The organism is Azospira sp. I13, from assembly GCF_003112695.1.
In the GTDB taxonomy this organism is placed as follows: Bacteria; Pseudomonadota; Gammaproteobacteria; order Burkholderiales; family Rhodocyclaceae; genus Azospira.
The window spans coordinates 1-13,985 of record NZ_BFBP01000004.1 but is presented as its reverse complement, the minus strand read 5'-3'; the positions used below and the strand labels follow the sequence as shown (position 1 = coordinate 13,985).

The window sequence follows — 13,985 nt, the reverse complement described above, 5'->3', positions numbered from 1 at the left end:
GCAGCCTTCTTCGCAGCAGGCTTGGCGGCGGGCTTTGCAGCAGCCTTGGCCGGTGCAGCCTTCTTCGCAGCGGGCTTGGCGGCGGGCTTTGCAGCAGCCTTGGCCGGTGCAGCCTTCTTCGCAGCGGGCTTGGCGGCGGGCTTCGCAGCTGCCTTGGCCGGCGCAGCCTTCTTTGCAGCGGGCTTGGCGGCGGGCTTCNGCAGCCTTCTTCGCAGCAGGCTTGGCGGCGGGCTTTGCAGCAGCCTTGGCCGGTGCAGCCTTCTTCGCAGCGGGCTTGGCGGCAGGCTTCGCAGCAGCCTTGGCCGGTGCAGCCTTCTTCACTGCAGGCTTAGCAGCGGACTTTGCAGCAGCCTTGGGAGCAGCGGCCTTCTTAGCGGCCGGCTTGGCGGCCTTGACCGTGGACTTTTTGTCCTTGGCGGTCTCGGTCTTCGTTTTCTTAGCGGTTGCCATAAATAACCTCCTTCTCCAGGATCGAAAATTGGCTTTAAGACACAACGGACAAAACGAGATCCGTCAGCAACGGGCACGGATCATTCATCGACCTTCCGGAGGAAGCGCCGGTTGAATTCAGCTTGCGCACGGCCGGAACTCGCCGCGTCGCGGAAGGACGCACGAAGCGGTGGATACGCGGGGTATCCGGCAGCGAAAGAAATGGGGAGTCAGGCAAGGCCATCAGGAAGTGATGGCGGGAAGGAGCGGAAACGAACGCCGAAATGGAGAGCGGGAGAAGCTGGGGAGGCGGAGAAAAAGGCGTCATTTTCGGCTCGGGGCGACTCACGGTCGCGGCGGGGTGAAGGAGCCGTAACCCGCGCCAGAAAAGGCGATCCGGGATTTGAAGTGACGCTGTCGCGACACGATATTTTGAGTGACCACTAGATTTAGTGTGCCTATTGTGATTTGGGCCTAATTCTAGTAATCGCCTATTTCCTATGCAAGTGTTTTTTAACCTTTTTGCATGTCCGGAAAGGTGATGGAGGGAAAGGCGGAACGCAATATCTGCCAATCGAAACAGGGGCCGGGATCGGTCTTGCGTCCGGGGGCGATGTCGCTATGACCGGCACACGCGTCGATGGGGTAGTGCTGGAGAATGGCTTGCAGCAAGGATTTCAGAGCATCGTACTGGGCCGGCTCGAAGTGTTGGGCATCACTGCCTTCCAGCTCGATACCCAGAGAAAAGTCATTGCAACGCTCCCGGCCGCGCCATGTGGAAACACCGGCATGCCAGGCACGCTTGTTGGCGGAGACGAACTGAACAACCTCGCCATCACGCCGGATGAGAAAGTGGGATGAGACACGCAGCTGGTGGATGCCGGCGTAGTAGGGATGCGCTTCTGGATCAAGGGTGTTGGTGAACAACTGAAAAATTCCGGGACCACCGAACTGCTCCGGCGGCAGGCTGATGGCATGAATGACGACCAGCGTCGGTCCGCCGGCGGCAGGGCGTTCATCCCAGTTGGGGGAATCGAGGCGCACCGCGGCGGGCCACCAGCCCTCGGAGTCGAAAGCGGCAACAGTCATGTCACTCGATCCCCAGGCGGGCCAGGCGATAGCGCAGGGAGCGGAAGGTAATGCCGAGCAGGCGGGCGGCAGCGGTGCGGTTGCCCTCGGTCTGCTGGATGGCTTCGAGAATGGCCTGACGTTCAATGCGGTCGAGATAGGTTTCCAGGGACTCACCACAACGACCTTCGCCGTTACCCTCACCGACGCACAACTCAGTCGGCGCCAATTGCAGGTCGTCCGCCTCGATAGCCTCGCCGTTGCACAGGGCAGTGGCCCGTTCAAGCACATTCTCCAGCTCCCGCACATTGCCGGGGAAGGAGTAGCGACACAGGGCTTCTTCCGCTTCTGCCGTCATCGGCAGGGGAGGCCGGCGGTTGGTCTGGGCCAGGCGCTCCAGACAGGTCCGGGCGAGCAGAGGAATATCCTCCGCCCGCTCCCGCAGGGGAGGCATGCGCAGTTCGATGACATTGAGCCGGTAGTACAAATCCTGGCGAAAAAGGCCGGCCTCGACACAGGCCTTGAGGTCCTGGTGGGTGGCACAGATGAGACGGACATCCACCGGCTCCTCCACCGTGGCCCCCACCTTGCGTACCTTCTTTTCCTGGATTGCCCGCAACAGCTTCACCTGCATGGAGAGCGGCAGGTCCGCCACTTCATCAAGAAAGAGGGTGCCGCCATTGGCAGCCTGAAAGAAACCTTCGCGCTCCTGATCGGCACCGGTGAAGGCGCCCTTGCGATAACCAAAGAACTCGCTCTCCATCAGGTTCTCGGGAATGGCCCCGCAGTTCACCGGAATGCAGGGGTTGCCACTACGGCTGCTCTGGGCGTGGATCAGCCGGGCGGCCAGCTCCTTGCCGCAACCCGATTCGCCGGAGATATAGACCGGCGCCTGACTGCGGGCCAGCTTGGCGATCAACTCCCGTACCGTTTGCATGACCCGGGAATCGCCGATGAGCTGGAGAATCGCTTCCCGCTCACCGCTCGCCGGCGCCGGCAGCTCGATGGCCGATTTGATCAGGGTGCGCAACTGGTCGAGGGCCACCGGCTTGGCCAGATAATCGAAGGCACCGGCCTTGAGGGCAGCCACGGCATTCTCGGCACTACCGTAGGCAGTGATGACGGCCACCGGCGTCTCGCTGTACTGCTGGCCGATCAGCTGTACCAGCTCCAGGCCTTCACCATCGGGCAGGCGCATGTCGGTGAGGCACAGCTGGTAGCGCTGCTGCGCCAGGAACTCCCGGGCTTCCGCCACGGAACCGGCGCAGTCGGCCGCCAGCCCCATGCGGGACAGGGTGAGGTCTACGAGCTCCCGGATGTCGGCTTCGTCATCCACCACCAGCACCCGCAACGGCTCGGCCCGGGTATTGCGGCGTTCACTTTTGCCCTGAACCATCCTGAATCCTTCCTGTAATCCTGAAATGGGCCCCGGCTTCCGGATCGTCGAGAAGCTCCAGACGGGCCCCGTTGGCCTCGCACAACTCCCGGGCGATATAGAGGCCCAGGCCGGTACCTTTGTTGTGGGTCGTGAAAAATGGCTCGAACACCTGCTCGCGGATGGCTGCCGGAACCCCCGGTCCATCGTCACGGATATGCAGCTCCACCTGCCCGGCGTTGCCGCTGCGCAGCGACAGGCGCACGCTGCCCGGTTGGCGCTGGCTGTGGCGCAAGGCGTTCCCCAGCAGGTTCCACAGGACCTGATGCAGGTGCGTCCGGTCGAAGGGCCAGATGAGGGATGGCCCGGGCTCCAGTTGCACCACCCCGGGCGCCAGCCCTTCCTTGTCGATGAACTCTTCCAGGTAGCCCTCCAGGGCCGCGGGGAAGGCCACGGGTTCCGGATGGCAACGATCCCGCCGGCCGATCTCCAGCACATCCCGCACAATGCGCTCCAGGCGCTGGGCATTATCGAGGACGATCTGTACCAGGCGGGTGTCACCGCTGTCGGGAACGGCCGTTTCCCGCAGCAGTTCCCCCGCATGATTGATGGCCGACAGGGGATTACGAATCTCGTGGGCAATGCTGGCCGTCAGCCGCCCCAGGGCCGCCAGCTTCATCTGCCGGGCCCCCTCGCGCAGACGCTCCATGTCCTCCAGCAGGACCAGGGTGTCGCCTTCACTACTGGGAGTTTCCAGCAGCCGCGCCAGTACCTGCTTGCCACTGTGGGGCACCTGAAAGACCAGCACACCTTCCTCGCCCCCCACCCCCAGGCGCCAGCGACGGAAGTGGATATCGAGTTCCCGGGAGTAATCCTCCAGCCGGGAAGAAAGACGGGGCCCGAGGCCAAGCAGGGCCTCGGCCTGAGGGTTGTGCAGGCGGACTTCCCCCTGGGGGGTCACCACCAGCACGCCGTCCTGCATTTCCTCGATCACCCGCTGGCTGACATAGACCTGGTTGGCCAGGGCGATTCCCCGGTTGCGGGCCAGCATTTCGTTGGCCACCACCCGACGGGCCAGCAAACGGGCAGAGATGGCGGACGTGAAGAAACCGACAGACAACAGGCCGGCCTGGAAGAAAAGGGAGAGATCCAGATCGCCGCCCAGCGCCAGAAGCGTCTGCTGGAACAACACCGCCAGGGTGGCCAGGGCCGCATAGAAGACGACCAACCGCCCCTGCCCCACCAGGCCTGCTGCCGCCAGGGACACCAGCAGCATGGCGCCCAGGCCACCCCGCAGGCCTCCGCTGGCCTGCATCAGCAGGGTGATAACAAGGATATCGAGGACGACATTGGCCGATAGCTGCAGATTGAAGCGGTAGGGCCAGTAATTGAGCACCAGGATGGAACCCAGGGCGCTGGCGCAATAGAACAGGGCCGTCCACAGGTAAAGCGGCCGGTCCGTCGCCGGCACCAGTTCAAAACTAGCCGGGTGGAGGTAGGCCGCCACCAGCAGCAGGGCCGCCACCACCAGCCGGTAGAGGTTGAAGTAGCGGAGGGATTGCCAGTGGGCGTCGGAGAGCGCGGCAGCGCCGGCGAAGGGCGGAGGCACGGCTACTCCCGTTCCCCGGCTGGGAGGTGCTCGGGACAGTAATACCCGCCATCACGGGACAAGCGAGCTTCACTATCGGGCAGATGGACTCCGCAACGACGGCAGGCCACCATGGGCTCTGCCGGCCGGGCCGCCGGAGGTGCCGCCTCGATGCCGGAGCGGGAACGGCCCTTGAACCACCACCAGAGGCCGCCCAGGAAACAGAGAAAGAGAAGGAATTTGGACATGGAACTGTTTTCGCCTACCGCGTGAAGCGATAAGGATAACAGGCGCCGACAGGAAGCCGGCGGGAAAGCCCGCCGGCTGGTGCGAAACGAATGTTTAGGGAACTCAGCGAGCGGCGGGCTGGGCCACCAGATTGTCCCGGTGGATAAGCTCCGGTTCCTCGATGTAGCCCAGGATGGACTCGATGTCGCAGGAAGGCTTGCGGGCAATCAGGCGTACTTCGCTGCTGCCGTAGTTACACAGCCCCCGGGCCACTTCCCGGCCTGCGCCATCGAGGCAGGCCACGGCGGCGCCGCGCTCGAAGTCGCCCTGCACTTCCACCACACCCACCGGCAGCAGGCTTTTGCCTTCCCCCAAGGCCTGCACGGCCCCGGCATCCAGCACCAGGCTGCCAGCCAGTTGCAGGTGGTCTGCCAGCCACTGCTTGCGGGCAGCCAGAGGCGGCGTATCGGCCACCAACAGGGTGCCAACGGGCTCACCACGACTCAGGCGCACCAGCACGTCGGGCTCCCGGCCGCTGGCAATGACCGTATCGGCACCGCTGCGGGCAGCTCGCTTGGCGGCGATGACCTTGGTGATCATGCCGCCGGTCCCGACCCGGGTACCGGCGCCACCGGCCATGGACTCCAGGGAGGCATCACCGGCCTGGGCTTGGCTGATCAGGGTGGCAGCAGGATCCTTGCGAGGGTCGGCAGTGAACAGGCCGGGCTGGTCGGTGAGAATGACCAGGCTGTCAGCCTCCACCAAGTTAGCGACGAGGGCGCCCAGGGTATCGTTGTCCCCGAACTTGATCTCGTCGGTGACCACGGTGTCGTTCTCATTGATGATCGGCACCACCCCCAGTTCCAGCAGGGTGGTCAGCGTCGCCCGGGCATTGAGATAACGCTTGCGGTCCGCCAAATCCTCATGGGTCAGCAGCACCTGGGCAGTCTTCAGCTGATGGGTGCCAAATGCCACTTCATAAATCTGGGCCAGGCCCATCTGCCCGACGGCCGCGGCCGCCTGCAGTTCATGCACGGCATTGGGGCGCTTGGTCCAACCCAGACGCTGCATGCCGCAGGCGATGGCACCGGAGGACACCAGCACCACCTGCCGGCCGCCACGCCGCAGTTGGGCAATCTGCCGCGCCCATTCGTTGATGGCCGCCAGATCAAGGCCGGCACCGTTATTGGTCACCAGGGCCGACCCGACCTTTACCACCAGGCGACGGGCATCGGCCATACGCGTGCAGTTTGTGCTCATCAAGCGTCGTTACTTTCGGAAGGCGTCGTTGCCGGAGCCACTTCTTCCTCACCGTGCAACGGAGCCAATTGTTCAAGGGCACTCTGGATTGCATAGACCAGGGGACGGCAACCTTCACCGCTGATGGCCGCGATCGGAAACACAGGGCCATCGAAACCGGTGCTCTCCTTGTAGGCGCTGACGAAGGCGTCGATACGCTCCTGGCGCTCATCCTCGGGAATCAGGTCCAGCTTGTTGAGGATCAACCAGCGAGGCTTGGCGGCCAATTCGGGGCTGTATTTCTCCAGCTCGCCAACGATGGCCCGGGCATCCGTCACCGGATCTGCCTCAGGGTCGGGCGGCAACATATCCACGATATGCAGCAGCACCCGGGTACGGGCCAGATGCTTGAGAAAGCGGATGCCCAGACCCGCACCGTCGGCAGCGCCTTCGATGAGGCCAGGCACGTCGGCAATGACGAAGCTCTTGTTGGTATCCACCCGCACTACCCCCAGGTTGGGATGCAGCGTGGTGAAGGGATAATCGGCCACCTTGGGGCGCGCCGCCGAGACAGCGCGAATGAAGGTGCTCTTGCCGGCATTGGGCAAGCCCAGGAGGCCCACATCCGCCAGAACCTTCAGTTCCAGCTTCAGCTCCTTCTCGTCACCCTGTTCACCCTTGGTGCACTGGCGGGGGGAGCGATTGGTGGAGGACTTGAAATGGATGTTGCCAAGACCGCCCTTGCCCCCCTGGGCCAGCAGCACCCGCTTGCCGTCCTTGTCCAGGTCGGCCAGCACGTCGCCGTCCACGGCATCGCTGATCACCGTACCCACCGGCATATGCAGGGTGATGTCCTCCCCGCCCTTGCCGTAGCAATCAGAGCCGCGGCCATTTTCGCCGTTCTGGGCAAGGAATTTCCGGGTGTAGCGATAGTCGATCAGGGTGTTGATGTTGCGGTCAGCCACCACGTAGATGCTGCCACCGCGGCCGCCATCGCCGCCGTCCGGCCCGCCCATGGGGATGTATTTCTCCCGGCGGAAGGAGGCAACGCCGTTGCCGCCCTTGCCGGCGATGACCAGGATTTTGGCTTCGTCAATGAATTTCATAGGGGTATAAACAGAAAAGCCCTACCGCGAAGGATAGGGCTCTTTCCGCAGTTCCTTAAAGCGCGGGTTAGGCGGCGGGAACGATGCTCACGGTACGGCGGCGCTTTTCACCCTTGATGGTGAATTGCACGCGACCTTCAACCAGGGCGAAGAGGGTGTGATCCTTGCCGATGCCGACATTCTCACCGGGGTGGAATTCGGTACCACGCTGACGCACCAGGATGTTACCAGCAGCAACCAGTTGGCCGCCGTAGCGCTTTACGCCGAGTCGTTTCGATTCCGATTCGCGGCCGTTACGGGAACTACCGCCAGCTTTTTTGTGTGCCATGGTGTCTTACTCCTCGATCAGGCAGAGATACCGTCGATGCGGATCTCGGTGTAGTTCTGACGATGGCCCTGGTGCTTCTGGTAGTGCTTCCGACGGCGCATCTTGAAAATCTTGACCTTGTCGTGGCGGCCGTGGGAAACCACGGTAGCCTGGACAGAGGCACCCTGAACCAGCGGGGCGCCAATCTTCACGGACTCGCCTTCACCTACCATGAGGATCTGGTCGAGAGTGATTTGTGCGCCAATGTCAGCCGGTATCTGTTCTACTTTAAGTTTTTCGCCAGCGACAACGCGATACTGCTTGCCACCGGTTTTTACGACCGCGTACATAGGAACTCCGATAAACAAAGGGTGAAACAAAGAACCGCGCATTATACGGATTTTTATCTTGCAGTCAAAGACTTCCGTGCCGCACCAAGTCTTTTCCCGCCCCCAGCAGCTTGACCGCAACCAAGCGGGCGCCTAACATGCAGCGGGCTTGGCCAGGCCCCTGTATTGGCGCCGATTGGCGACATTTGGCCACCCCGCTTTCCCACCTCCTATTCGCTCCGACAACCGTGGCCCTCGAAAACATCAACGCCCTGATCGCCGCCGACATGAAATCGGTGGATGCCGTCATCCGCCAGCGCCTTCACTCCGACGTGGTCCTGGTCAGCCAGGTGGCCGAATACATCATCAATAGCGGCGGCAAGCGCCTGCGCCCCGTACTGGTCCTGCTCGCTGCCGGCACCCTTGGCTACAAGGGCACCCACCACCACGAGCTGGCAGCTGTCATTGAATTCATTCATACCGCCACCCTGCTCCACGACGACGTAGTGGATGAATCTGACCTGCGTCGTGGCAGGGAAACCGCCAACAACCTGTTCGGCAACGCCGCCAGCATCCTGGTAGGGGACTTCCTCTACTCCCGCGCTTTCCAGATGATGGTTTCCGTCGGCGACATCCGCATCATGCAGGTCCTGGCCGACGCCACCAACATCATTGCCGAAGGTGAAGTGCTGCAGTTGATGAACTGCCACGATGCCGATGTGGATGAAGGCCGCTACCTCCAGGTTATCCGCTACAAGACCGCCAAGCTGTTCCAGGCAGCCGCTCGCCTGGGTGCCATTCTCGGCGGCGCCACGGTGGAAGAGGAAGAAGGACTGGCCGCCTACGGCATGCACCTGGGCACTGCCTTCCAGCTGGTGGACGACGTGCTGGACTACTCGGCGGACGAAGCTGAAACCGGCAAGCACCTGGGTGACGATCTGGCCGAAGGCAAGCCAACCCTTCCCCTGATCTACGCCATGCAGCACGGCACCGCCGAGCAGGCCGCCTGCGTGCGCCAGGCCATCGAATCCGGAGGGCGCGACGACTTTCCCGCCGTCATGGCAGCCATCCGCGCCACCGGCGCACTCGAACACACCCTGCAACAGGCAAAAGTGGAGTCCGAGACAGCCATTCGCGCGCTGGACGCGCTTCCGGCTTCTCAATACAAAGATTCGCTGGTAGAATTGTCAGTCTTCGCTGTGACGAGAAGCTTCTGAGCTTGTTTCTCGTTGGTTGTCGCGAATCGGGGTGTAGCTCAGCCTGGTAGAGTACTGCGTTCGGGACGCAGGAGTCGGAGGTTCGAATCCTCTCACCCCGACCAAACATCATGAAAAGACCGCCTTCACGGCGGTCTTTTCATTTCTGCTTCATTTCCCCCAATGCCCCCTGATGAGCGGCGGCGAGTCTGGGCCGTCACACCTACCGGACCACCAAAGCCACAAACTCATTCGGAAACCCTCTGCAATCCTTCCAGAGCAGCAACAAGCCTTGCCTGCCAGCGTCGCCACCGCCCTCCCTGAAGTGACTTTCTCCCTGACCGTAAAACAAAAAGGCCGAACCAACTTGCGTTGGTCCAGCCTTTTCTATGGCACTGCACGACGGATACCGTCAGCCCTTGCGGCCTCAATAGCCAAAAATTCCGTGGTGGGAGGAGGACTACCAAACAATTTCGCATAAGCCTTGCAAACACAGCAAACGGCCAATACAAAAATTTTTTGTACCCCCAGATATACCCCCCTGCCACTAAACCCTACCTCGGCGTCGGGACACCACCCTTGCGCTCATATATATAGAGCACTATTGACTGGATGCCGGCGTTGGTGCCGTGGTCGAGACGTCGGGGACGTCCTCACTCGTCGAAGAACGATCCTCCTTCAACGGCAACTCGTCCAGCAGCTTGTTCAGCTCCTCGCCGGTCTTTGCCTGCCTGACCCGCCTTCTCCAGTCTTGACTGTCGAAGCCCATCAATCCACCTCCAAAAGTTACGGATTCCTTCCATATTGTAATGGATCGGCTGGCCGAGGCTGTTTCCACTGGGCGTTCTTGCCCGTCAACATCAATGGTTCTGGCAGGGGAGTAAAGAACCCCGGCTAGTTGAGACCCCGGTAGCTCTCGGACATCGATATCCAGGTGTGCGCGGTCGCTTTGGCGTAGTACGGTATTTGCGACAGCGACTCTTTTTGCCGTTGTGCTTCCCACAAGATAGGGGCGTCGTACTTGTTCTGATACCCCTTGCGTCCGGCCTCCTCCCAGATGTCCAAATCCACGAGAGGCCGCGGATTCCGATGCGGAGCGGAGCAGGGCTCCCAGTTGAACAAGGCGACCAGATCAATTTTCTGTTGGGTTGTCATGGGGATTACAGCCCCCCTCGTCTTTCGGTACCGGATCAGTGGAAGCCTTGGGCTTGGACGGATCCGCTTTGGCCATGACCATACGGCTGCGCCAGCATTGCTTCTTCCATCCCGTTCATCGCCGGCAACATCGGATCATCAGCGGGTGCTGAAGTTGGGTTTTCCCCAGCCGTACTTGGCTGCACATTCTTCGTTAGCACGCCGGGCCCAATGACGGAGGACACCATCAACCCACCTCAAAAAATTACGGCTTCCTAAGCATTGTAGTGAATCCGCTGATCAAGGCTGAGTGTGCGTAACCCAGGAGCCAACAGCTGGATTCTATCGGTGGTGAAAAGAGTCCCCCGGTGCGTCAGCGGCGGCCAATGACACCAACCGAGCTACGCACCGTGCCGCTGACTCTAGCGACGACACGATGGGAGCGGGGGGCGGGAACAACCCGGTGCATAGGCTGGGGAGTGCGACCCAATCCTTGGCTACGCAAGACACCCCTATACGTTCTCGTGGTGCCATGGGAGCGGGCGACAATATTCTCTCGCCAAAAAATGCGCATGGCAATCCAGTAGAAAGCCCCCCCTTCCGGTCAATGGACGGTATGTAAGCCACCCATACGTGCTTGAATCTTCCGATAGCTGCGCTTCCACGGGCAAGTGGGCATCAGCCAGAAACAAAAAGGCCTCGCTTCTTCTACGACATCCAGCCTCCTAAAACTGGCTGGTGTGGTTCAGAAGGCGCGAGGCCTTGGCATCAAGGTAGCAAGTGACGGCAGCGGCGTCAAATCGCCTAGCTTGAGCTTTTCCATTTTTTCTTCGGGATCGGCATTGGCAATCTGCCACCAGCGCTTGAGCACCATGTCCTGGGTGATCTCGGTGCGCTTTTCCCTGGCTGCCATCTCTTCCTGAATCGCCGCCTGGATTTCAGGTTTTTTCAGGTTCTCTTCGCCAATTTGACCGGCTGTCTTCGACACATTGGGTGTCTTAAAAATGCTCCAAAACTATACTTTTCATAACCGTTATGGCTTCGGTTCTGATCTCCTGGGCCTTCCCCCCTTGCGCCCATTGACCCTGGCCTGCTCCTTCCCGGCCTCAGTTTTCGGGCCGGTGCTGCAGCCGCCGTGCCACTTACACCGGCCACTGGCATAGATGGCGGTCAGCTTGCACGGTGTCCCGGCCCGCGTCTTAGCCCCACAGGTCAGGCCTCGTAGCGCCTGAGGAAGCGCAGGGAATGTGGGAGGGGGGTACGAGCAACCCCTCTGCTCCCATTCATGGAAAACAGCATCCCTTTGCTTGAGGTGCTGCCGCAAGAGCCTACGCTTCTCGCTTCCAGGCACATCTCCCATCTAACTCATCTCCCCGGGCCATTGGCTTTCTGCGCCGCCTTAGCATCCTGCACCGCAGCCTTGAGCAGAGCATTCCTTTCGGTCGCCAGTTCATCCAGGCGCTGCCTTTTTTCCTGTGGAGACAGCCCATCATCCCGGCGGACCTGCAGCATCTCAGCGTTGAGGGAACGGACAGACTTGTTGGCCCGCTCTAAAGGCTTAGCCTCGTCGGCCAGGGGACTGCGCTCCTTCTGGTCAGCAATCTCCGGACGCTTCAGACGATCCAACTGCCGAAGAGTGCCTTGCAGGCGCTGGGCCTCTCCCAGCATGTCGTAAAACTGGGTCTCGAACTTGGTGTGTAGGGGCGGCTCCTGGGAATAGAAGCGGCGGACTACCGGCAACTGGTCGGTACGCGTCTCCGGCAGCTGGTCCCCAAAAAACGCCTTGTCCGACAGCATCAGGCCGTACATGCCCCAGGTATTCAGGTAGCCACGAAGAAGCGCCTCTGCCCGCACGGGATTTACCTGCAGAGCCTCCGGCATGTCCCGGGTTGCCATGCCTAGAGCCTTCATGCTCTCACTGGTTGATGGCTTGGCCCGCAGGAACGGCTGCAGGTTATCCATGCCCGGAGTTTCTATCGGGGAATTGGTAAAGCCGTTGCGGTTGGTCGCCTGCTCGTACAGCGGCGCCAGGACCTGAGGTTTCCAGTTGAGGCTAAAGGTATTGCCGACGATACGGGCAAAGTCCTGGCCGAGCCCCTGGGGATCCTCATTCATCAGCCGCTCAGCGGTCCGCTCAGCCAGGCTGGCGACAGCACCCACTTCCCAGATTTTCGGGAACCTGAAATGCTGATCCCCCACAAAGAAATGCCAGTTGGCATCCCGATCCCAGTCATTCAGATCCTGGAAGCGCGAATCCTCCCGGTTCAATAGGTACAACGCCACGGAGGACAAAGCCAGCATTGCTGTCTTAGCACCGATGGCCAGCTTATTCGGATCGTGGGAAACCCCGCGGAAAAGGCGATCCAGGGACACCACTGCCGGCCGCAAGAACATCACCGTGTCGTACATGAAGCCAAGGGCCTTGGAATCGCCTTTCATGGCGAAATCCGTTGATACCTCCCGCCCTAGGTAGGCCGCGTGCCTGGGATGCTCTCCCCGCTCGATGGCTCGCCCATACTCTCCCAGGCGGGTACTCATCTCGAAAGCGTCCCCCAGGCTCTCGACAAAGTTGATGATTTTGTCCGGAGCATCCAGCACAGTGCGGTAATCGACTCCCTGGCGGCTGTAGAACTTTTCCAGCTTCGTCCGCAGCTTGGCATCATCCAGATAAATGGAAGAAAGCCCTCCCCCATTGGCCACGTAGTCCTTGTACAAGGGATCTTCCAGGAGCCTCCGGCGCAAGCCATTGATGGAGTCCAGCACTGGCCGAAAGCCAGAATGGGACATCACGGAGCCCATGATGGTATCCCGGGCAATGTTAGCCACCATGAAGTCAGGGGTCATGGTGATAGCCGCTTGGCCCAGACGTTTTGGCATGCCCAGCCACTTGGTCAGCCAGTGCATTGGCGGGCGATCCATGGCCTGCAAAGAGCGGAGCAGGATGGGGTCCCCGACCTCATACCAGCGGGGCTTACCATCCTTGAGGATAGCCACCACATTTCCCCCGGCCGGTGCCTGTCCATGCGTGAAAAACTCGAAGAACGCCGGCGGCTCCCCATCAACAGCAAAGCCGTATTTCTCAGCCATAGCCTGCAATACCTGGTCGCCCCCCACTCGAACGGCACGACTACCGGGATCCACCTTGACCATGAAGCGGCCACCACCTGGCCGGCCGGCCAGCTCTGCCACCTTGATTCTGGCCTCGTTTTTCACGGCCACATCGATCAACTGGGCGGCATTTCCGATCATGTTGCCCAACACGTCCCGGATATTCTCCGTCCCGCCCGTCAGTTGCTTAATCCCCGTCCAGTCCCCGGGCTTTCCCTTGATCCCACCCGGCTGCTGCACCCGGTGGAAGGGCAAATATTCGGCCCGCTTCCACAGCTTGCGGCTCTCGGGGTTCAGCACCCCTTGCGCTTCGGCAAAATCCAAGATGCCGCGGTTCCAGGCCTGGTACTCAGCAAAGGCCCGACGTGCTTCCGGCGTTTCGAGGTTTAGCATGGCCCGAATCTCCCCCTTGGTGAAGAGATGTTCACGCCCCTGGACCATCAGCTCATTGGCAGAGCGCCCCACAAAATACAGCAGGGCGTCGTCAAGGCGATCCGCTAATGGCTTCAGGATGCTCTCAAGGCCTTTTCCACGGTAAGCAAAGGACCCATCTGGATTCTTAACCGGGTAGCCATACCGAACGGAACCATCAGCAATACTGGCGGAAGCCCGGGATAATCGAGCAGATTCGTAGGCACCATTTGGCTCCAGCTTGCCACCGGACAACTGCCGTTCCATTTGGTAAATGCCGTGCAGATCATCCACGGTTGATTGCCGGAATTTATCGAATAGGCGGTCAAAGTGCTCAGACAGGGGGGTATCGCTACCGATCTTGGAGCGGGCCCGGTTCAAGGCTGTTAGCAACACAGTAAAAATGACCCAGGGCATCAACTGAAAATTGACCCACCTCACTTTTTTCAGAAACGCCTAGGTCGCTT

At 60.9% G+C, this 13,985-nt stretch carries 12 protein-coding genes and 1 tRNA gene; 2 read left to right on the top strand and 11 right to left on the bottom strand.

What is annotated here, in order from left to right:
- Window positions 1-942 precede the first annotated feature (942 nt).
- The 8 genes from ampD to rplU all read right to left on the bottom strand — a co-directional run bounded on the left by ampD (window position 943) and on the right by rplU (window position 7,690).
- Window positions 943-1,518 carry a 1,6-anhydro-N-acetylmuramyl-L-alanine amidase AmpD gene (ampD, locus tag AZSI13_RS04810; protein ID WP_109040050.1) on the bottom strand — a complete coding sequence of 192 codons (576 nt, stop codon included), beginning with the start codon at window positions 1,516-1,518 and terminating at the stop codon, window positions 943-945.
- Between the two features lies 1 nt (window position 1,519).
- Window positions 1,520-2,893 (bottom strand): sigma-54 dependent transcriptional regulator, encoded by a 1,374-nt coding sequence (locus AZSI13_RS04805; protein ID WP_109040049.1) that lies wholly within the window; start codon window positions 2,891-2,893, stop codon window positions 1,520-1,522.
- Window positions 2,874-4,481 carry a nitrogen regulation protein NR(II) gene (locus AZSI13_RS04800; RefSeq protein WP_109040048.1) on the bottom strand — a complete coding sequence of 536 codons (1,608 nt, stop codon included), beginning with the start codon at window positions 4,479-4,481 and terminating at the stop codon, window positions 2,874-2,876. Before AZSI13_RS04800 ends, AZSI13_RS04805 begins: the two co-directional genes overlap by 20 nt.
- Before the next feature lie 2 nt (window positions 4,482-4,483).
- Entirely contained in the window at window positions 4,484-4,708 is a 225-nt protein-coding gene (locus tag AZSI13_RS17220) for a PP0621 family protein (protein ID WP_133247266.1), read from the bottom strand.
- Between the two features lie 103 nt (window positions 4,709-4,811).
- Window positions 4,812-5,948: a glutamate 5-kinase gene (gene proB, locus AZSI13_RS04795; RefSeq protein ID WP_109040047.1), complete on the bottom strand. Its 1,137-nt coding sequence runs from the start codon at window positions 5,946-5,948 to the stop codon at window positions 4,812-4,814.
- Window positions 5,948-7,033 carry a GTPase ObgE gene (gene obgE, locus AZSI13_RS04790; protein ID WP_235609674.1) on the bottom strand — a complete coding sequence of 362 codons (1,086 nt, stop codon included), beginning with the start codon at window positions 7,031-7,033 and terminating at the stop codon, window positions 5,948-5,950. Before obgE ends, proB begins: the two co-directional genes overlap by 1 nt.
- Window positions 7,034-7,100: 67 nt before the next feature.
- Window positions 7,101-7,361 (bottom strand): 50S ribosomal protein L27, encoded by a 261-nt coding sequence (gene rpmA / locus AZSI13_RS04785; RefSeq protein WP_109040046.1) that lies wholly within the window; start codon window positions 7,359-7,361, stop codon window positions 7,101-7,103.
- A gap of 17 nt (window positions 7,362-7,378) precedes the next feature.
- A complete protein-coding gene (rplU, locus tag AZSI13_RS04780; RefSeq protein WP_109040045.1) occupies window positions 7,379-7,690 on the bottom strand; it encodes a 50S ribosomal protein L21 in 312 nt (103 codons plus the stop codon).
- 227 nt (window positions 7,691-7,917) lie between these two features.
- Between rplU and ispB the strand changes: the two genes are divergently transcribed.
- Both ispB and AZSI13_RS04770 read left to right on the top strand, forming a co-directional pair.
- Entirely contained in the window at window positions 7,918-8,886 is a 969-nt protein-coding gene (ispB, locus tag AZSI13_RS04775) for an octaprenyl diphosphate synthase (protein ID WP_109040044.1), read from the top strand.
- 27 nt (window positions 8,887-8,913) lie between these two features.
- Window positions 8,914-8,990 (top strand) — tRNA-Pro (locus tag AZSI13_RS04770).
- 1,754 nt (window positions 8,991-10,744) lie between these two features.
- On the opposite strand, the gene AZSI13_RS04760 is transcribed toward AZSI13_RS04770, so the two are convergent.
- The 3 genes from AZSI13_RS04760 to AZSI13_RS04750 are packed head-to-tail and all read right to left on the bottom strand — an operon-like array spanning window position 10,745 to window position 13,812.
- Window positions 10,745-10,987 carry a terminase small subunit gene (locus AZSI13_RS04760; protein WP_201262309.1) on the bottom strand — a complete coding sequence of 81 codons (243 nt, stop codon included), beginning with the start codon at window positions 10,985-10,987 and terminating at the stop codon, window positions 10,745-10,747.
- A gap of 45 nt (window positions 10,988-11,032) precedes the next feature.
- Complete coding sequence (locus AZSI13_RS18360) at window positions 11,033-11,359, bottom strand: HGGxSTG domain-containing protein (RefSeq protein ID WP_369406656.1); 327 nt, start codon at window positions 11,357-11,359, stop codon at window positions 11,033-11,035.
- 5 nt (window positions 11,360-11,364) lie between these two features.
- The gene (locus AZSI13_RS04750) at window positions 11,365-13,812 is read right to left on the bottom strand and encodes an LPD38 domain-containing protein (RefSeq protein WP_235609673.1); all 2,448 of its coding nucleotides are present in this window, start codon (window positions 13,810-13,812) and stop codon (window positions 11,365-11,367) included.
- Window positions 13,813-13,985: the final 173 nt, after the last annotated feature.

What these genes read in the sequence shown, in the direction of transcription:
- AZSI13_RS04805 (WP_109040049.1), bottom strand. Translation starts at nt 2,893, where the DNA reads ATGGTTCAGGGCAAAAGTGAACGCCGCAATACCCGGGCCGAGCCGTTG.
- AZSI13_RS18360 (WP_369406656.1), bottom strand. Translation starts at nt 11,359, where the DNA reads ATGGGAGATGTGCCTGGAAGCGAGAAGCGTAGGCTCTTGCGGCAGCAC.
- ampD (WP_109040050.1), bottom strand. Translation starts at nt 1,518, where the DNA reads ATGACTGTTGCCGCTTTCGACTCCGAGGGCTGGTGGCCCGCCGCGGTG.
- rplU (WP_109040045.1), bottom strand. Translation starts at nt 7,690, where the DNA reads ATGTACGCGGTCGTAAAAACCGGTGGCAAGCAGTATCGCGTTGTCGCT.
- AZSI13_RS17220 (WP_133247266.1), bottom strand. Translation starts at nt 4,708, where the DNA reads ATGTCCAAATTCCTTCTCTTTCTCTGTTTCCTGGGCGGCCTCTGGTGG.
- rpmA (WP_109040046.1), bottom strand. Translation starts at nt 7,361, where the DNA reads ATGGCACACAAAAAAGCTGGCGGTAGTTCCCGTAACGGCCGCGAATCG.
- proB (WP_109040047.1), bottom strand. Translation starts at nt 5,948, where the DNA reads ATGAGCACAAACTGCACGCGTATGGCCGATGCCCGTCGCCTGGTGGTA.
- obgE (WP_235609674.1), bottom strand. Translation starts at nt 7,033, where the DNA reads ATGAAATTCATTGACGAAGCCAAAATCCTGGTCATCGCCGGCAAGGGC.